The 17,527-nt window shown below is 59.8% G+C and carries 17 protein-coding genes; 5 read left to right on the top strand and 12 right to left on the bottom strand.

All coding sequences use genetic code 11. The features are described 5' to 3' along the window. Window positions 1-71: 71 nt before the first annotated feature. The 9 genes from ABJ99_RS07715 to ABJ99_RS26760 form a co-directional block, all read right to left on the bottom strand. On the bottom strand, window positions 72-836 hold the full coding sequence (locus tag ABJ99_RS07715; RefSeq protein WP_054085312.1) for an ABC transporter ATP-binding protein: 765 nt from the start codon (window positions 834-836) through the stop codon (window positions 72-74). Window positions 837-845: 9 nt separating this feature from the next. Next, complete coding sequence (locus ABJ99_RS07720) at window positions 846-1,964, bottom strand: succinylglutamate desuccinylase/aspartoacylase family protein (RefSeq protein WP_054085313.1); 1,119 nt, start codon at window positions 1,962-1,964, stop codon at window positions 846-848. 2 nt (window positions 1,965-1,966) lie between these two features. Continuing rightward, window positions 1,967-2,677: an ABC transporter permease gene (locus ABJ99_RS07725; RefSeq protein ID WP_054085314.1), complete on the bottom strand. Its 711-nt coding sequence runs from the start codon at window positions 2,675-2,677 to the stop codon at window positions 1,967-1,969. Next, window positions 2,674-3,402, bottom strand: a complete 729-nt coding sequence (locus ABJ99_RS07730) for an ABC transporter permease (protein WP_054085315.1) — start codon at window positions 3,400-3,402, stop codon at window positions 2,674-2,676. Before ABJ99_RS07730 ends, ABJ99_RS07725 begins: the two co-directional genes overlap by 4 nt. Before the next feature lie 184 nt (window positions 3,403-3,586). Then, complete coding sequence (locus tag ABJ99_RS07735; protein WP_054085316.1) at window positions 3,587-4,369, bottom strand: transporter substrate-binding domain-containing protein; 783 nt, start codon at window positions 4,367-4,369, stop codon at window positions 3,587-3,589. A gap of 344 nt (window positions 4,370-4,713) precedes the next feature. Then, window positions 4,714-6,417: an ATP-dependent DNA ligase gene (locus ABJ99_RS07740; RefSeq protein ID WP_054085317.1), complete on the bottom strand. Its 1,704-nt coding sequence runs from the start codon at window positions 6,415-6,417 to the stop codon at window positions 4,714-4,716. Next, window positions 6,414-7,460, bottom strand: a complete 1,047-nt coding sequence (locus ABJ99_RS07745; protein ID WP_054085318.1) for a ligase-associated DNA damage response exonuclease — start codon at window positions 7,458-7,460, stop codon at window positions 6,414-6,416. Before ABJ99_RS07745 ends, ABJ99_RS07740 begins: the two co-directional genes overlap by 4 nt. Before the next feature lie 274 nt (window positions 7,461-7,734). Next, a complete protein-coding gene (locus tag ABJ99_RS07750) occupies window positions 7,735-10,209 on the bottom strand; it encodes a penicillin acylase family protein (protein WP_054085319.1) in 2,475 nt (824 codons plus the stop codon). A gap of 395 nt (window positions 10,210-10,604) precedes the next feature. Further along, window positions 10,605-10,799, bottom strand: coding sequence for an SEC-C metal-binding domain-containing protein (locus ABJ99_RS26760; RefSeq protein WP_080378073.1), 195 nt, complete (start codon window positions 10,797-10,799; stop codon window positions 10,605-10,607). Window positions 10,800-10,969: 170 nt separating this feature from the next. Here ABJ99_RS26760 and ABJ99_RS07760 point away from each other — a divergent pair, with 170 nt between their 5' ends. The 3 genes from ABJ99_RS07760 (at window position 10,970) to ABJ99_RS07770 (ending at window position 12,598) form a co-directional block, all read left to right on the top strand. Continuing rightward, window positions 10,970-11,626 (top strand): LexA family protein, encoded by a 657-nt coding sequence (locus ABJ99_RS07760; RefSeq protein ID WP_054085320.1) that lies wholly within the window; start codon window positions 10,970-10,972, stop codon window positions 11,624-11,626. A 127-nt stretch (window positions 11,627-11,753) separates the two neighbouring features. After that, window positions 11,754-12,005: a DUF1654 domain-containing protein gene (locus tag ABJ99_RS07765; RefSeq protein ID WP_054085321.1), complete on the top strand. Its 252-nt coding sequence runs from the start codon at window positions 11,754-11,756 to the stop codon at window positions 12,003-12,005. A 266-nt stretch (window positions 12,006-12,271) separates the two neighbouring features. Then, window positions 12,272-12,598, top strand: coding sequence for a hypothetical protein (locus tag ABJ99_RS07770; RefSeq protein ID WP_054085322.1), 327 nt, complete (start codon window positions 12,272-12,274; stop codon window positions 12,596-12,598). Window positions 12,599-12,601: 3 nt separating this feature from the next. Here the strand turns inward: ABJ99_RS07770 and ABJ99_RS07775 are convergent, their stop codons facing one another. Further along, window positions 12,602-13,096, bottom strand: coding sequence for an LEA/WHy family protein (locus ABJ99_RS07775; protein ID WP_054085323.1), 495 nt, complete (start codon window positions 13,094-13,096; stop codon window positions 12,602-12,604). A gap of 113 nt (window positions 13,097-13,209) precedes the next feature. Here ABJ99_RS07775 and ABJ99_RS07780 point away from each other — a divergent pair, with 113 nt between their 5' ends. After that, window positions 13,210-13,773: a hypothetical protein gene (locus tag ABJ99_RS07780; protein ID WP_054085324.1), complete on the top strand. Its 564-nt coding sequence runs from the start codon at window positions 13,210-13,212 to the stop codon at window positions 13,771-13,773. Window positions 13,774-13,884: 111 nt separating this feature from the next. Beyond that, window positions 13,885-16,320 carry a TonB-dependent receptor gene (locus tag ABJ99_RS07785; RefSeq protein WP_054085325.1) on the top strand — a complete coding sequence of 812 codons (2,436 nt, stop codon included), beginning with the start codon at window positions 13,885-13,887 and terminating at the stop codon, window positions 16,318-16,320. A gap of 104 nt (window positions 16,321-16,424) precedes the next feature. Here the strand turns inward: ABJ99_RS07785 and ABJ99_RS07790 are convergent, their stop codons facing one another. Beyond that, a complete protein-coding gene (locus ABJ99_RS07790; protein WP_054085326.1) occupies window positions 16,425-16,898 on the bottom strand; it encodes a YchJ family protein in 474 nt (157 codons plus the stop codon). A 3-nt stretch (window positions 16,899-16,901) separates the two neighbouring features. Continuing rightward, window positions 16,902-17,399 (bottom strand): DUF6231 family protein, encoded by a 498-nt coding sequence (locus ABJ99_RS07795; RefSeq protein ID WP_054085327.1) that lies wholly within the window; start codon window positions 17,397-17,399, stop codon window positions 16,902-16,904. Between the last annotated feature and the right edge of the window lie 128 nt (window positions 17,400-17,527).

Genomic DNA, 17,527 nt, shown 5'->3' on the forward strand with positions numbered 1-17,527 from the left:
AAGTCCGCTCCTACGCCCTGCGGGCAGAGGCTCGCGTTTCCTGCTCTTGGCGCTTTACACAACAACCCGCGTTATTTCAGATTGCCACTCAAAAACTGCTGCAAACGCTCGCTTTTCGGGTGGTTGAGCACGTCATCCGGGTGGCCGGATTCTTCTATCTGCCCTTGGTGCAGGAACACCACCTGGTTGGCCACTTTGCGGGCGAAGCCCATTTCGTGGGTGACCAGAATCATCGTCCGGCCTTCTTCCGCCAGGCCCTGAATGACTTTCAGCACCTCGCCGACCAGTTCCGGGTCGAGCGCCGAGGTAGGCTCGTCGAACAGCATGATTTCCGGCTCCATCGCCAGCGCCCTGGCAATCGCCACGCGCTGTTGCTGACCACCGGACAGAAACGCCGGGTACTGATCCGCAACCCGCTCCGGCAGGCCGACTTTTTCCAGGTACTTGCGCGCGCGGGCCTCGGCTTCGGCCTTGGGCACGCCCAGCACGCGGCGCGGCGCCATGCTGATGTTTTCCAGCACGGTCATGTGCGCCCACAGATTGAAATGCTGAAACACCATCGCCAGACGGGTGCGGATGCGCTGTAGTTCATCCGGATCGGCCACGCGCATGCCGTCCTTGTCGCTGACCATGCGTACTTGCTTGCCGTCCAGGCTCATTGCCCCGTCATTGGGCTGTTCGAGAAAGTTGATGCAGCGCAGAAACGTGCTCTTGCCCGAGCCGCTGGCGCCGATCAGGCAGATCACATCACCGCTGCTGGCCTTGAGCGATACGCCTTTGAGCACTTCGTTGTCGCCGTAGCGCTTGTGCAGGCCATCGATGGTCAGTTTGTACATGACAGGTCCTCAAGGAGAAAGTAGGTAACCGCTGCGATAGGCCTGAGTGCCTGCGATGTGCGCGATGACCATGCCTGCCGTCGCCATACGGCGCAGCGAACGGGCGTACAGCAGGCCTGCGTTCAGGGCATGGATGCAGGTCACGGCGTCGCTGATCGGGTCGATGACCTCGGCAATCAGTTGGCCGGCCTCGACGTATTCGCCGGGCATCGCGCAAAACACCAGCAGGCCGCCGACCGGCGTTGCCACCGGTTCGACCGCAGCCAGCGGCGTAGCGGGGTAGAGCAATTCGGGAGGCGGCGACAGTTCTGCGTCGATGAAGCCAGCATCGGTCAGGTAATGAATGATCGCCTGACAGTCGCGGCTGGCCAGCGCATGGCTGACATCGCCTTGGCCGCGCAGCTCCAGGGTCACCGAAAAGCTGCCTATCGGCATCGGAAACCGCTCACCAAAGCGCTGCTGCAGTTGCCACCACACCAGCGTGAAGCATTCATCGAACGACTGGCCGCCTGAATCGGTGGCCAGCAGACTTGCCTGCGCGCCCAGGTATCGCGACAGCGTCTCGACTTTCGGCCAGGCCTCAGGCGTTGTGTACAAGTGTTCGACCGATTCGAAATCACAGTGCAGGTCTAGCACCATGTCGGCATCGCAGGCCAGGCGCTGCAGGGTCAGGCGCAGCGACTCCAGCTGAGTGGTTGCCGTGTGCGCATTCAAGGCCGCCAGCAGGGTTTCACGCACCAGCGTGCGGTTTTGCTCGGCGTTGGCGGTCAGCCGTGCTTCGACAGCATCACCCACCTGTGCACCGAGGTCGCTGAACCGGCGATTGAAATTCTGCCCGCTTTCCAGTTCGTAGCGCCCCAGCGGCGTGTCCATCAGCACCTGGTCCAGACCGATCGGGTTGGCCACGGGCACCACGACGATTTCGCCCAGCAGCCGACCGGCACTTTCCAGTTCGGCGAGGCGCTGCTTCAAGTACCAGGCGACCAGCATCCCCGGCAGTTCGTCGGCATGCAGCGACGCCTGAATGTAGACCTTGCCCGCGCCGTCTCGCGGCCCGTAATGAAAACTGTGAACCTGCCGGGCAGTGCCCGGCACAGGAGACAGCAAGTCGTGGGTGTGATGGTGCATGATCAGCGGGCCGGTCCGAGAAAGGCCAGCCAGCGCCGTTCGGCAAGACGAAACAGGCCGACCAGAATAAAGGTCACGGTCAGGTACATGATGGCGGCGATTCCGAACGACTGAAAGGTCATGAACGTCGCAGAATTGGCATCCCGCGCGACTTTGAGAATGTCCGGCACGGTCGCTGTGAACGCCACGGTGGTCGAATGCAGCATCAGAATCACTTCGTTGCTGTAATACGGCAGCGAGCGACGCAACGCCGACGGCATGATCACATAGGCGTAGAGCTTCCAGCCGGTCAGGCCGTAAGCCTTGGCGGCTTCGACTTCGCCGTGGGCCATGCTGCGGATCGAGCCGGCAAAGATTTCCGTGGTGTACGCGCAAGTGTTCAATGCGAAGGCAAGGATGGTGCAATTCATCGCGTCACGGAAAAACGCATCCAGTACCGGTTGCTCGCGCACCGCCGCCAGGCTGTAAATGCCGGTGTAGCAGATCAGCAACTGGATATAGAGCGGCGTGCCGCGAAACAGGTAGGTGTAGAACTGCACTGGCCAGCGTACCCAGCGGTTTGTCGACACGCGGGCGATGGACAGTGGAATGGACACGCAGAAACCGATGGCAATCGACGCGCTGAGCAGCCACATGGTCATGGCCAGTCCGGTCACATTGACGCCGTCTGTATAAAGGAAGGGTTTCCAGTATTCCTGCAACAACTCGATCATCGCTGCGCCTCCCGAGTGCCTGCGGCGTAATGCCGTTCAGCCCAGCGCAGGGCGAAGTTCGAGGCGCTGGTAATCAGCAGGTAGATCAAGGCCGCCAGCACCAGAAAGTAAAACAGCTGATAGGTGCTTTTGCCGGCGTCTTGCGAGGCTTTGACCAGATCGGCGAGACCGATGATCGACACCAGCGCAGTGGCCTTGAGCAGCACTTGCCAGTTGTTACCGATGCCCGGCAGGGCGTAGCGCATCATTTGCGGGAACACCACGTAACGAAATCGCTGGCCGCGTTTCAGCCCGTAGGCGGTTGCCGCTTCGACCTGACCGCGAGGCACCGACAGAATCGCGCCTCGGAACGTCTCGGTGAAATAGGCCCCATAGATGAAGCCCAGGGTGATGACGCCTGCGCCAAACGGGTTGATCTCGATGTATTCCCATTCCATGGCATCGGTGAGCATGGTCAGCCAGGTTTGCAGGCTGTAGAAGATCAGCAGCATCAACACCAGATCCGGTATACCGCGGATCAGTGTCGTATAAATTTGTGCCGGTACGCGCAGCAGCACCGAACTCGACAGTTTGGCCGTGGCCCCGATCAGCCCGAGCAGAATGCTCAGTGCGAGCGACAGCACCGCCAGCTTGATCGTCATCCAGGTGCCTTCCAGCAGCAGCGGGCCAAAGCCCTTCAGGCTGAACGCCGAGAGTCCCAGGGTTTGCATGAGTGCATCGAACATGGATAAGGCCTTGCGTTTAGGGACCCTCTGAAAAAGCCCATTTTTTGGAAAGAGACCGGGCTGGAGCGCCTATATTTACTGGCTTTGATTTTTGAAGAAGAGGCTTTTTCAGACCTTCCCTAGCGACAAAAACGCCCATCTATTGGGCGGCGAATCATCGCCGAAATCGATGGGCGTCGAGGTGTTATTTGCCGCTGTACAGGTTCAGGTCGCCAAAGTGTTTTTTCTGGATTTCGGCGTAGGTGCCGTCATCGTGCATCGCCTTGATGCCTTTATCCAGAAGCGCTTTCAGCTCTTTGTTGCCCTTGGCGATACCGATCGCGGTCTTGGCAGGCAGCAACTCGCTGTCGATCGGCTTGCTGACTTCATAATCAGCCCCGGCCGGCGACTTCAGAAAGCCCAGTTCGGCTTGCAGCATGTCCTGGATCGAAGCGTCCAGACGGCCGGAAGTCAGGTCGGCGTACACCTGATCCTGGTTGGCGTAGGCCTTGGTGGTCACGCCTGCCTTGTCCAGCACGGCCTTGGCGTAGGCTTCCTGAATGGTGCCTTGCTCGTAGCCCACGCTCTTGCCTTTCAGGCTGGCCGGATCAGCGGTAAAGCCTGCGCCTTTCTTGAACACCAGCGAGGTCGGACCGGAGAACAGTTCGTTGGAGAAGTCGATGACTTTCTCGCGTGCCGGGGTCACGGTCATCGACGAGATCACGCCGTCGAACTTGCGCGCCTTGAGGCCCGGAATCATGCCGTCGAAGTCGCTTTCGACCCATTTGCAGGTGACTTTCAGCTCTTTGCAGATCGCATTGCCCAGATCGATATCGAAGCCGACCAGGCTGCCATCAGCGGCTTTGGATTCGAACGGCGCATAGGATGGATCGACGCCAAAGCGCAGTTCTTTGTATTCCTTGGCCATGGTGTTGCCGGCGGCGATGCACAGAGCCAGTGCAGAAAGAGTCAGCCATGCTTTTTTCATTGTTCAGTCCTTAAAACCTTAAATGGGGCGTTGGGAACACGCGAGGCTTGCTACCGGCGAGTGCCAGACTGGCTATGGTTAGCAATTTCCGAACCATAGACACGAACGTGCGTTTGAAATGTAAGCGGTTGTCGCTATTTCGTATAAACCGCTGGCAATCTGCCTCCCCGGCCTGTTTAACGCGGCGAAGCTGATGACTTGGGCTTACGGCAGGTGCATGTACAGTCGGGCGCGAACGGCAGAATGGTAACGAACGTGGGAAGTGCTCTGCGCGCCGACGGCTTGATTTGTCGCGTGATGTGTCAAAAAGGTGCGCGAGATTAGTCGTGCGTCTTTTTGGTGCTTCAGTTGAGCAGATCTTGCAGCGTCACCAGGCTGTCTGCTTCCGCCACCGGTTTGTCCTGCCGCCAGCGCAACATGCGCGGGAAACGCACGGCGATGCCGCTCTTGTGGCGTTTGGACAGCGCGATGCCTTCAAAGCCCAGTTCAAACACCAGCGTCGGCGTCACACTGCTCACCGGGCCGAATTTTTCGACGGTGGTCTTGCGCACGATAGCGTCGACCTTGCGCATTTCTTCATCCGTCAGCCCGGAATAGGCCTTGGCGAACGGCACGAGGGTGCGCTCGCTGGCTTCCGGCGGACCGTCCCACACGGCAAAGGTGTAATCGCTGTACAGGCTGGCACGTCGCCCATGACCGCGCTGCGCGTATATCAGAACGGCATCGACACTGAACGGGTCGATCTTCCATTTCCACCACACGCCCATGTCTTTGGTGCGGCCGACGCCATACAAAGAATCGCGGGCCTTGAGCATCATGCCTTCGACGCCGAGGCTGCGAGAGGCTTCGCGCTGGGTCGCCAGATCAAGCCAGTCCGTGCCGCTGAGCACCGGGGAGGGCATTAGCACTTCGCTCTGGCAGCGTTCGATCAGGGTTTCCAGTTGCGCGCGGCGTTCGTGTTGCGGCCGGCTTCGCCAGTCGTCGCCCTGCCATTCCAGCAGGTTATAGGCCAGCACCACCACCGGAATGTCGGTGAGGATTTTCTTGCCCAGGGTTTTGCGGCCGATGCGTTGCTGCAACAGGGCGAACGGTTGCACCGACGGCGCGGCCTGCGGCGCGCCACTGTTCAAGGCGAATGCCGCGTCGCCGTCGGGGCTGGCCTCGGGCGCTTTCCAGACCACGATTTCGCCGTCGATGACCGTACCGTCCGGCAGGCAGTGCGCCAGGCTGTGCAGTTCGGGAAAGCGGTCGGTCACCAGCTCTTCGCCTCGCGACCAGATCCACAACCGGCCATCGCGTTTGACCAGTTGCGCCCGGATGCCGTCCCACTTCCATTCCACCTGCCAGTTTTCGGCAGGCCCGAGTAGCGCGTCGAACTGGTCGACGGGCTGCTGTAATGAGTGCGCAAGAAAGAACGGGTAGGGCTGGCCGCCACGTTGCGCGTGTTCGTCTTCCGATTCCGGGGCGATCAGCTTCAGATAACGCTCGGCGCTGGGCCGGTGCGACAGGTCGGTGTAGCCAACCAGCCGCTGCGCAACGCGCTTGCTGTCGATATCGGCCAGCGCTGCCAGGGCGCGAGTGACCAGCAACTTGGACACACCCACCCGAAAACTGCCGGTGATCAACTTGATACAGACCATCAGGCTGCTGCGGTCCAGTTGCGACCAGAACATCGGCAGTCGCTCGGCCAGCTCTTCGGGCGGCAGGCCGCGCAATGGCAACAGCTTGTCTTCCATCCAGGTGGCCAGACCTTCGTCATTGCTGTGATCGGCCTGGGGTAATAAAAGCGAGAGGGTTTCCGCGAGGTCACCGACCGCCTGATAGCTTTCTTCGAACAGCCACTCCGGCAGGCTGGCCAGGGTCATGGCCTGTTCGCGCAATATGCGGGTCGGCACCAGTTGGCGCGGGCGTCCACCGGACAGAAAGTACACCGCCCAAGCGGCATCCTCCGGCGCGGCTCTCTCGAAATAGTCGCGCATTGCCGCCAGTTTGGCGTTGCTTGAAGTGGTGGCATCCAGTTGTGCATACAGTTCGGCGAAGGCTTTCATGGCTGCGTCTCACCCGCGCTGGCTGCTTCGGGTTCGGCGGCTGCCGGGTTGCTGTCTTCCTCATCGCCGTACTCGGTGCTGAAGCCTTGCGCATCCAGCCCCAGTTCGCGCAGATAGCGCACCAGTATGCCGACCGAACCGTGGGTGACCATGACGCGCTCGGCGCCGGTTTGCTCGATGGCCCACAGCAAGCCCGGCCAGTCGGCGTGATCGGAGAGCACAAAACCGCGATCCACGCCGCGCCTCCGTCGAGTGCCGCGCAGCATCATCCAGCCGCTGGCGAACGCATCGCTGTATTCGCCAAAGCGCTTCATCCAGCTGCTGCCGCCGGCCGAGGGCGGAGCGAGAATCAGCGCCTGCCGCAGCGCCGGGTCGGTCTTCTTGAAGTCGCCCGCGTACTGGGTTTCCGGGATGCGAATGCCGCCTTCGCGATAAACGCGGTTCAAGGGCTCGACCGCGCCATGTACCAGAATCGGCCCTATCTGTGAGTCGATCCCGTGCAAGATGCGTTGGGCCTTGCCGAAGGAATAGGCGAACAGCACGCTGGCTTTGCCCTGCGCAGCATTGCCGCGCCACCACTCGTTGATGCCTTCGAAAATCTGCGACTGCGGTGCCCAGCGGTAGATGGGCAGGCCGAAGGTCGATTCGGTGATGAAGGTATGGCAGCGCACCGGCTCGAACGCGGCACAGGTGCCATCGGGTTCGACTTTGTAATCCCCGGAAGCGACCCAGACCTCGCCCTCATACTCCAGCCGCACTTGTGCGGAGCCCAACACATGCCCGGCCGGGTGCAGGCTCAGCTTCACACCGTGATGGGTGATGGTTTCGCCATATTCCAGGGTCTGCAGATTGATGTCCTGGCCCAGACGCGAGCGCAGAATGCCTTCGCCACTGGCAGCCGACAGGTAATGCTGATTGCCGGTGCGGGCATGATCCCCATGCGCATGGGTAATGACCGCGCGCTCCACCGAACGCCATGGATCAATATAAAAATCCCCGGGCGGGCAATACAAACCTTCAGGACGAGCAACAACAAGATCCATGGGGCAACCGTATGGATGGGCTTGTTAGCTATGAGCCGGGGCAGGGCGGGAAAGTTCGGGATTTGTGTGTGGGAGCAGGCCGGGCGACGCTTCGCTTGCCCGCTACCTGAGCGGACTTGTCCGCGAACTNCCGCTTCGCAGCCCATCGCAGCCGTCGTAACCTCCGAAAGCTCCCACGCCCTCCGGGCAGAAGCCCTGTTGCAGGCCAGATTATTCAGCGTTGATTATCGTGCCGACGTTCTGGACGCTCTGCGTCCCATCCAGGCACTACGCCTTACTTACCCGGCGTCAGCGTCAGGCGTTGTTTGCCGTAGCCCTTTTCGTAGTTCTGCTGCTGCACCGGGATCGACATGTATTGCGCTTTCTGCCACGGCTCGATGCTGTTGGCGTAATACGGGCTGGCCGGGTTACCGGACTGGCCGGTGCTGATCATGCCGGTCATGGGTTCGACCAGGCTGAAGTCGACGATCATGCGCAGGCCGGGTGCCATGCGCGCGTCGAAGCCTTTGCCCCACTCGAAGCCTGACACGTTCAGCGTGGTGTGATCGCCACCGGCCGGTGTGGCGCTGCGATTGAAGTCGCCGCCACCCGGTTGTTTCGCCAGCGGGTTGGTCGAAATCCAATTGTCGCGATGCAGCTTGCCCCACTGCCAGGCCTTGTGATCGCTGCCCAGCAGGCTGTCACCGCTGGTGATTGCCGCCGCCAGGCTGCGCGCCAGGATGGCCGGTTTGTCTTCTTTCTGCGGGGTTTTGACGTCATCCCAATACGGGCTGTCATCACGGCCCAGCAGATGGTCGGCCTGTGGCGAATATGACGAGCTGGCGTTGGCCACCAGTGCCTGCCACGCCAGGCTGGTTTCCGGGCCCAGTTCATCGAGACAAATCTGTTTGGCGCTTTCCTGCAGGAACAGCTCATAGATGGCGGCGTCTGCCGAACCGGCGCTGAGCTTGCCATCGAACGCCATCAAGCGCGTGAACGCCTCGCGGGCCTTGTTGCGATCGGCTTCCGGCAGCGCATCGATGGCCTGTTTGAGCGGTTTACTCATGCCCGGTGCCTGCAACATGGTCTTGAGTTTGGCTGCAAAGGTCGTGGTCTGGTCGTACTGCATGGCGATGGTGCTGCGCAGGTCCTGCTTGCCGCCATTGGCCAGCTCGGCAATCCGCTCGGCGCGCCCCGGGTAGCCCCAGGAGTTGGAAAGCTGCATGCCGTAGCCTTTCGGAATCGTGCGCTGATTGGCCGCTGCAAGCCAGCCCTGACGCGGGTCCTGATCGTAGGGGTGAAGCATCGAGTCGGCAAAACCGTCCCAGTCATACTGGCCATCCCAGCCCGGCGATGGCAGCAGCCCCTGGCCTTCGCGACGGTTCGGGAAGCGGCCGGTCACCTGCCAGCCGATGTTCGAGGCATCGGCAAACACCATGTTCAGCGTTATCGCGCGAATCTCGCGAGTGGTGTCGAACGCCTTTTCGACGTTGGGCGCGCGCGACAGGTCGAAGAACGCATCCAGGCTTTTGTCATCCTTGAAGCTCGGCACTTGCAGCGCCAGGCTCAACCCGTTGCCGGGCGGCGTTGCGCCGGCATTGAGCAGCGCGCCATGACGAGTCTCGTAAACGGTTTCGCGAAGCGGGCTGCCGCCTCGGACCAGAAAGGTTTCCTGATGGGCTGTAGCAGGCAGCCATTTGCCGTCAGCCATATAGGAGACGCGATTGCCCTCGCGCTTGATTTTCTCCAGAAACAGGTCCTGATTGTCGCCTTTGACGTTGCTCATGCTCCACGCCAGCTTGCCGTTGAAGCCGCTCAGGACCAGCGGCAGGCCGGCAATCGAAACGCCTGATACCTGATATTTCGGGGCGCGGATCTGCACGAAGCTCCAGGCCGAATTGAGACCGGCAGGCAACTGCATGTCGCTGGCCAGCAGGCTTTTGCCGTTGCGGCTGCGTTGTGGCGCGATGGCCCAATTGCTGGAGGCGGCGACGCCGAGCATGTTCAGGTCCGAAAGCTGCAAGGCGACTTTGTTGAGATCGTTCAAGCCAGTGACCTGATTATTCAGGTTCAGGCCTTTGAGCTTGTCGGCTTCGGCGAACGGCAGTTCTTCGTCAGGGTAGGTCGGCAGCAGCCAGGCCAGCTTGTCCGCCCCGACCTTCTGCGCGAGCACCAGCGCTGACAGCTCTTCCTGCAAGTTCACCGACAGGCTGAAGTTGAGCAAGCTGAAAATCAGCGCCGAGTCTTCCGGCTTCCAGTATTCGGGTTTGTAGCCAGAGCTGGCAATATCGGCCGGCAGCTTGTCGCGGTAACGGAACAGGTAAGCGTTGACGCCGCGCGCATAGACATCGAAGAAACGCTTGAGGCGAGGCGAAGCGGCGTTGTACAGGTCGCTGGCATTCTGCTTGAGGTTGACCGAACGCATCAGGCGGTCGACTTCCAGCGCATCGGCCCCGGACATTTCCGACAAACGGCCCTGCGCGAGCAGGCGCATGCTGAGCATCTGGCTTAGGCGATCCCCTGCGTGCACGTAACCGAGGGTGAACAGCGCGTCATGGTAGCTGCTGCTTTCAATCAGCGGCATGCCCAGGCTGTTGCGCCGTACCGAGACGTTCTGCGCCAGCCCTTTGACGGGAAAAGTCCCGGAAACAGGCAGCACGGTGTCGGGATCACTGCTGCCCAACTGGCAACCAGCAAGGCTCAGGAAACTCGCCGCAGCGGCGGCAGCGCCGAATCGGGGGAGAAAATGAAGAAGGGCTGGCGAGGCCATGGGCAAGCTCCTGAAGGGGTCACGTACAAAAGCCGCTACGTTAGAGAGCAGGCAGGGCGCACGCAAGCGGCACAGACGAGTTTATTTCAGGATTTTACAAAGGCTGACCGGCCGATGCATCGCTTGTCCGCAAACTGCCAGAATCTCGGGATGCAGGGATACAGGGATACAGGGATGCAGGGATACAGGGATGTGGATATGTGGGAGCGGACTTGTCCGCNGTCCGCGATCTGCCGGGAACCGGCAGCAAAACCTGTCGCCGCGGTGCGCCAGACACAACCGAGGCGGGCTGTTTTTGGCCCGCTTCGCACTCCATCGCGGCCGTCGCAACCTCCTGAAGCTCCTACAGCCCTTCGGGTAGAAGCCCAATCAGCGGGTATTTCAGGATTTGTGGATCAAGCGCCGTGGCATTTCTTGAATTTCTTGTCGCTGCCGCAAGGGCAAGGATCGTTGCGGCCAACGTCCTTCAGGGTGTTGCGTACCGGTTCCTGGTGAGCGTGACCGCAGTTTGGACCGTGGACATGGCCATGCTGGTGGTCGTGATGATCGTGGTTGCAATCGGGGCCATGAACATGGGCTTGCTGGTTCATCGGTGTACTCCAGTGGAATCTGTAATCGATCTGGCGCGCATTATCCCGCAAATCGCTACCCAGCAGTAAGCGTGAGTTGTTTTTCGCATTTATCGGTTTTTTTAAGTATGCTTAGATTCAGGCGGGCGTTTTTAGCGTCCATGTGTTTCCTGCAACGCTGAGCCACGCTTATGACCCGACACGAACGTATTGCCAAAGCCATCGCCGCCAGCGGCATGAAGAAGGGCGAAATCGCCGCACAATGCGGTGTCGCCAATTCGGCGGTTACCCAGTGGATAAGCGGCGAGAGCAAGAGCCTTCGGCCTGAGAACCTCTATGCCCTGGCCAAAGCTACCGGCTTTCGTGCCGAATGGCTGGCAATCGGTGAAGGGCCGGAGAAAGAGCCGGAGTTCGACGCGAACGTTGCGCTTATCGACCAGCCGAAAATGTCGTTTCGCTATCCGGTCATCAGTTGGGTCTCTGCCGGCTCGTGGGAAGAAGCGGTACAGCCCTATCCTGACGGCTTCTCCGACCGCTATGAAATCTCTGATTATGACTCCAAAGGCCCGGCATTCTGGCTGGAGGTCAAAGGCGACTCGATGACTGCGCCCACTGGCGTCAGCGTGCCGGAAGGGATGATGATTCTGGTCGACACCGAAGCGGATGTTCAACCTGGCAAGCTGGTCATTGCCAAGCTGCCGGCCAGTAATGAGGCGACGTTCAAGAAGCTGGTCGAGGACGGCGGAACGCGTTACCTGAAGCCGCTGAACCCGGCTTACAAAATGATCGAGTGCGGTGCCGACTGTCGCATTATCGGCGTTGCGGTAAGGATGACGGGCAGGCTGTAAGCCTTGATCTGAAGCCTTGTCAGCCATTTCTCTGTATAGCCGTTAATGCGAAAAGTCCTACGATCTGCTTGCCGAAACCCTACGGCTGGAATACTGTATTTATATACAGTTAAGCCGGGAGATCATCATGGCTAACCACAACAATTCAACGTCGAGTGCAGCTTCTTCCTACGAGTTGATCGGCAGGCGGATTCAACGGCTCGTCTCGGCCCCGGACGTGCAGAAGATTCAGTGGGTCATCGTGACGCGCAAGGATGACGAGCCGCTGGACAGCTGGGACAGAGTGCTCCGGGAGATTGAAGAAACCGAAGGCATTCAGGTCGATAGCCAGCAGGACGGGTCTGTCCGGATCGGCTGGCAGCGCTATATCGATAACTGAAAATCACCCCATTGCGGACGGCCGACGATCGGCTACCTCAGCATACTTGACTATATTTTTAAGTATGCTTAAATTTGGTTCTTCCCAATTCACATCTCGCCCATCAATAACCTGCAACGGCGCAAGGATGCGACAAGGGCAGGGCGGCCCGCGTGTCAGACCGGATGACTTCCATTCTTCCTCTCCCTGCCGATTTCCGGCAGGCGTTACGCACCTGAGTTTTTCTATGTTCGAACGGCTGTTAACTCTTGAACGGAGTCAGGCTAATGGATCTTCTGAACGGTTTGGCAGACAGAGGTGAATGGTTGGTCGCCGGCCTGGTTGGCGCGATCATCTCTGGCTGGTGGCACAAGGCGGCGCTGCTCGACTGGCGCGCCTGGATGGTTTTTCTGATCACAGGCGTTGCCTGCGCAGTGTTTCTCACCGGTATTGCCAGCAATTACCTGGGCGTTGCCGAGCCTCGCAACATTACCGGCGTCGGTTTTTTGTTGGGTTCGTTCGGCGGCGCGTTGATCAGCGCAGTCAACCGGGCGTTGTGGGCGGCAGATGTCTGGAAGTTGCTGATGGAACTGATCAAAGGGCGGATGGGCTGACGGTTATCGGCGATCTTTGATCAGATCGCCGGGAATCACGTCGCCTGAGCGCAGGATGCGCACATTGTGGTGAAACAGAATGCCCGTCTTGAGCTTGCCCTCGAGCTGGTAATGGATGCTCTGATCAGGCTTTTTCAGGAGTTTGGCGATGTATCGGGCGTGCTGCCACAGGTTGGTCCGCACCGATATCCGCAGAGTTTTTCGGCTGTCGCCATTGACGAAGAACCACTCGCTGGATTTGCCCTCGGCCAGCATTTCTTCATTCAGCATGATTTTGTAATTCAGGCCGCGCACCAGCAGTCGTGAGTCATTGGGGTTCTCGACCTCGAAATACAGTTTGAAATCCTGATGCGTCAGTCGGGCCTTGATCACCTCGACTTTCAGGAGGTGCACTTCCGGGTCCCGAACGCTGTCAAAGCTCAGTAACGAGCATCCGCTCAGCCCCAACAGGATCAACGCGAGGCTTGTGAATCTTGTAATGTGCGCCTGAAAAGACATGGATGTGCTCCGTTCGAAACCCGAGTCTAACAACTCGACGGCCACGGGTAACGCGCTTGTTGCGCGGTTTGACGCTACGCCATACTTTTTACTGACGTGCCAATGGTGGCTCCATGAATGTCTATGAAATCGTCTTCAGCGCCGAACTGGTCGCTGGGGCCCGGCCCGAGAAGGTCAGGGCGAACCTCGGCAAGCTGTTCCAGGCGGATGCCGAGCGCCTTGAATTGTTGTTCTCCGGGCGGCGACTGGTGCTGAAAAACAACCTCGACGCGGCGACCGCCGAGAAATACCGCGCCACGCTGGAACGAGCGGGTGCGCGGGTTCATGTGCTGGAAATGGTCGTGGAACAGGACCTCTCGCCGCCCATGGAAGAGGTCGAGCTGGCGCCACCGCCTGACGCACCGACCTGGGTGCGCAAATCCCCAGCCAGCCAGGCCCGTCTGCAGATCAAGCCGCGTGACGTCTACATGGCGGCATTTGTCGACGTCGATGCCCCAGACTATTCGGTTGCCGAAGCGGGCGTCGATCTTGTGCCAGCGAAACCTCAGCCGGTCGCGCCGCCGCTGGATCTTTCCCGATTGAGCCTGGCACCTGTAGGCAGCGATATGGGCCAGGCCGAAAAGCGTGTATCTAAAGCGGTGCCTGATACCTCACGTTTGCGGGTCATCCCGGAATAGCCTCTTGCTGCATCCGCAACCTGAAACGGAATTATTTTCAATCAGCCCTGCTACTTTTGAGTTTTCACTCGGCTAACAGGCATTGAGAAATATTCCATCAGGAGTTGCCCGATGTTCCGCTCGTTAGACACTATGCTGCGCCCCAGTCTGTTGGCCGTGACGATTGCCTTTTGCTCGCCTCTGGTCAGCCCATTGCTGATGGCTGCGCAACAAGCTGGCGTTGTTGCCTACGATCTGCCCGCCGCACCTTTGGCGACGACGCTGAATCAGATCGCCAGCCAGGGCGGCCTTGCGCTGAGCCTCGATCCCGCGTTGGCCGCCGGCAAGACCAGCGCACCGGTGAAAGGCAACTTCGATGCGGCGACGGCGTTGCGCGAAGCGCTGCGTGGCAGTGGGCTGCAACTGACGCAAAGCAGTGCCGGGACCTACACGCTGATGGCCATGGAACAGGGCGCGCTGAACCTGTCTGACGTCAACATCAACGCCAGCAGCGCGCCCGCCGAAGGTTCGGAAGCGGCGGGTTATCGCAGCGAGAACATCAGCAGCGTCGGTGCGCTGGGTGGCATGAGGCTTCAGGACGCGCCGTATTCCATCAGCGTGACGCCTCAGGCTTTGCTGAAAAACATTCAGGCCACCTCGCTGGATGACGTCATCAAGCACAATCCGTTTACCCAGATGTACTCGCCGACCAGCGCCGGTTATGCGAGCGCCGTCAATATCCGTGGCTTCAGCAGCGCCGGCAGCCTGAACATTGCCAACGACGGCTTACGGTTCACCAACGGGGCTGACGGCAGCAATTATCTGGAAGAAATGGAACAGCTCGAAGTCATCACCGGCCTGACCGGCTTTCTGTACGGCCCGGCGTCGCCAGGCGGGCTGGTCAACTATTTGATGAAGCGCCCGACCTACGAGCGCTACAGCAGCGTGACTCTGGGCAATGCCGGTGGCGAGAACTACTACCTGCATGGCGACTTCGGTGGGCCAATCGATAATGAAGGCACGTTCGCCTATCGCCTCAACGTGCTGACTCAGGATGGCGAGACCGCCGTTGACATGAACAAGCGCCGTCGCGAAATGATTTCCCTGGCGCTGGACTGGAACGTCTCCGATGACCTGCTGGTGCAGTTCGACGCATCGCACAAGAAGACCGAAATCCGTGGCCTGACCAGCTACTGGTATTTCAGTGATCAATCGTTGCGCCCCAGTGCGGCATCGCTGGATAACGACAAACTGTACAGCCAGAAATGGTCGTTCTCCGATTACGAGTCCGACAAGGCCGGGGTGCGCGCCAAATGGCGCTTGAACGACACTTTCACCTTGCGCGCCGCTTTCGCTGCCCAGCAATACACCTCGGAAAACACCTACACTGGCCCTACGGTGTCCAGTGCAGGCGTCTATTCGCAACCTTTGTACGCCTTTGCCCCGATTGAAACCGAGGAGAAGACCGGCTCGCTGTTCCTGGATGCTGCGTTCGACACCGGCTTCCTCGGCCACAAGGTCACGATGGGCTATCAGGGCAACACCTCACGCCAGAAGCAGTACGAGGATCACATTCCTTACACGCCGGCCCAGCCAGGCCCGCAATACACCTCGCCCGTCGGCACGATCCCGCTGGACCAGACACCGCAGGTCGGCAAGCCTTCCTACTCGATTGGTCACGGCAACCAACGGCTGGCCAACAGTACAGAGAACAACAACTTCCTGATCGGCGACGTCATCACCTTCAACGAGCAATGGTCGGCGATCCTTGGCGTGACCCACACGCAGATCAAGACCTACGCCAACGAGTTCGTCTATGCCAGAGCGTTCGGTTCGGCGGAAACCGAAACCACCTACAACGAAAGCAAGACCTCGCCGAACATCTCGCTGGTCTACAAGCCGCTGCCGTGGCTGACGACCTACGCGACCTATATAGAAGGCCTGCAATCCGGGGGCATCGCCCCGAGCGGTACTGCCAATGCCGGTCAGGCTTTCGCGCCCGAAGTCAGCGAGCAATACGAAATCGGCGCCAAGGCCACGCTGGGCGAAACACTGTTCACCCTCGCGCTGTTCAACATCGAGAAGCCCAATGGCTACACCACTGGCGGCAACGTCTACGTGGTCGACGGGCGCCAGGAAAACAACGGGCTGGAATTCAGCGTCACAGGCAAGGTCATCCCGGAACTGACTCTGGTCGGCGGTTTCACCTTGCTGGACCCGAAGATCAAGAAAACCGGCGTCTCGGAGAACGAAGGCAACGTGCCAACCAACGTCGCCAAGCAACTGGCCAAGGTCTATGCCGAATACGACATCAACCAACTGCCAGGCCTGGCCATGACCGGCGGTGCGTTCTACACCGGCAAGCAATATACCGACCAAAGCAACGAAAACGACCTGCCGTCCTTCACCACCTTCGACGCCGGCGCCCGCTATCGAATGCGCGTTTCAGAAAACGATCTGACCCTGCGCGTCAACGTCAGCAACCTCGCCAACAAGGAATACTGGCTCAACAGCAGCTACCTGGGCGACCCGCGTACCGTCGCGTTTTCAGCGCAATTAGAGTTCTGACGACGGCCCCGCAAACTATCGTGCCCATGCTGCGTGGGCATGTATTTCTGGACGCTCTGCGTCCGATCTTGAGTGTGTGGTGCGGTTCGACCATCGTGCCTCACTCAATCCACATACCCCGAGCAACACTTCTTGAACTTCTGTTCGCTGCCACACGGGCACGCATCATTACGGCCGGCCTTCAGCGGCACGGTAGAGTCAATGAAATACCAGCGGCCCTGATTCTGCACGAACGATGAGCGCTCCTTGTGGCTGTGCTCGCCATTACCATCGTGCCAGCGTGCAGTAAACGTGACGAAGGCGTGCTCGGGTTTGCCGCCGAACACCTCCGCGCTTTCCACTTCCAGCCCCAGCCAGGTGCTTTGCGCGCTCCATCGGGCGATGGCTTCACGGTCCAGCGCGGGTTGCTGCACCGGCAGCGTGGTCTGCACCAGATAATCCGTCAGCCCAAGCACATAAGCGCTATACCGCGAGCGCATCAGTTTCTCCGCGCACGGCGCGGGCTGGCCAGCGTGATAGTGGCCGCAGCACGCCAGCAGCAGATCGCCGCTGCCGCACGGGCAAATAGCACTACTCATGATTCACCACCAGTATTTTCCAAAGTTCTCCGGGTTGGCCCAATATTTTGCGTTCAGCCAGTCGGGCACCTGTTTGTATTCGCGCAAATCGTAGGTAAACAGGTTCAGCACCTGATCGTCGCGGGCAAAGCGTTCGCTGGATTGCAGCGCCAGCGAGAAAAAGTCCGTCTCCTGCCAGTCGCAGGCCTGCAAGTCGGCCAGCACTGCAATGCGGCTGGTATTCAGATTGCGAATGCCGCCCAGCAACTCCAGCCCGGTGCGCTTGGGGATGTGTTCCAGGCAGTCGACCACCAGCGCCAGATCAAAGCGTTGCGCGGCCAGATGCGCAGGCAGCGTGCCGGGTTCAGCGAGCGCCACGGTGGTCTGCGGATGCGCGTCCTGAAAGGCTTGCAACGCTGGGAACGCCTGCGCCCCGATGACCAGCAGACGTTCAGGCGCATAGAGATCGAGCAGGGCAGCCAGCGCTTGCTGAGGGGTGCGGGTGGAATAGCCGACGGTCATCGAAAGTCCTCTGGTTGACTGGCAAGACTAGCCTGCCGGACCGGCTCTGAACAGCCACCAGTCTGTGCGTCGATACCCTCTGACGAGCGATAACCTTCTATGCTTGATCTTTTTCAATACACTGCTGG

This window comes from Pseudomonas syringae pv. cilantro (assembly GCF_001293775.1).
GTDB lineage: Bacteria > Pseudomonadota > Gammaproteobacteria > Pseudomonadales > Pseudomonadaceae > Aquipseudomonas > Aquipseudomonas syringae_P.

Coding starts and splice junctions, on each gene's coding strand:
- ABJ99_RS07715 (WP_054085312.1), bottom strand. CDS start 836: ATGTACAAACTGACCATCGATGGCCTGCACAAGCGCTACGGCGACAAC.
- ABJ99_RS07720 (WP_054085313.1), bottom strand. CDS start 1,964: ATGCACCATCACACCCACGACTTGCTGTCTCCTGTGCCGGGCACTGCC.
- ABJ99_RS07725 (WP_054085314.1), bottom strand. CDS start 2,677: ATGATCGAGTTGTTGCAGGAATACTGGAAACCCTTCCTTTATACAGAC.
- ABJ99_RS07730 (WP_054085315.1), bottom strand. CDS start 3,402: ATGTTCGATGCACTCATGCAAACCCTGGGACTCTCGGCGTTCAGCCTG.
- ABJ99_RS07735 (WP_054085316.1), bottom strand. CDS start 4,369: ATGAAAAAAGCATGGCTGACTCTTTCTGCACTGGCTCTGTGCATCGCC.
- ABJ99_RS07740 (WP_054085317.1), bottom strand. CDS start 6,417: ATGAAAGCCTTCGCCGAACTGTATGCACAACTGGATGCCACCACTTCA.
- ABJ99_RS07745 (WP_054085318.1), bottom strand. CDS start 7,460: ATGGATCTTGTTGTTGCTCGTCCTGAAGGTTTGTATTGCCCGCCCGGG.
- ABJ99_RS07750 (WP_054085319.1), bottom strand. CDS start 10,209: ATGGCCTCGCCAGCCCTTCTTCATTTTCTCCCCCGATTCGGCGCTGCC.
- ABJ99_RS26760 (WP_080378073.1), bottom strand. CDS start 10,799: ATGAACCAGCAAGCCCATGTTCATGGCCCCGATTGCAACCACGATCAT.
- ABJ99_RS07760 (WP_054085320.1), top strand. CDS start 10,970: ATGACCCGACACGAACGTATTGCCAAAGCCATCGCCGCCAGCGGCATG.
- ABJ99_RS07765 (WP_054085321.1), top strand. CDS start 11,754: ATGGCTAACCACAACAATTCAACGTCGAGTGCAGCTTCTTCCTACGAG.
- ABJ99_RS07770 (WP_054085322.1), top strand. CDS start 12,272: ATGGATCTTCTGAACGGTTTGGCAGACAGAGGTGAATGGTTGGTCGCC.
- ABJ99_RS07775 (WP_054085323.1), bottom strand. CDS start 13,096: ATGTCTTTTCAGGCGCACATTACAAGATTCACAAGCCTCGCGTTGATC.
- ABJ99_RS07780 (WP_054085324.1), top strand. CDS start 13,210: ATGAATGTCTATGAAATCGTCTTCAGCGCCGAACTGGTCGCTGGGGCC.
- ABJ99_RS07785 (WP_054085325.1), top strand. CDS start 13,885: ATGTTCCGCTCGTTAGACACTATGCTGCGCCCCAGTCTGTTGGCCGTG.
- ABJ99_RS07790 (WP_054085326.1), bottom strand. CDS start 16,898: ATGAGTAGTGCTATTTGCCCGTGCGGCAGCGGCGATCTGCTGCTGGCG.
- ABJ99_RS07795 (WP_054085327.1), bottom strand. CDS start 17,399: ATGACCGTCGGCTATTCCACCCGCACCCCTCAGCAAGCGCTGGCTGCC.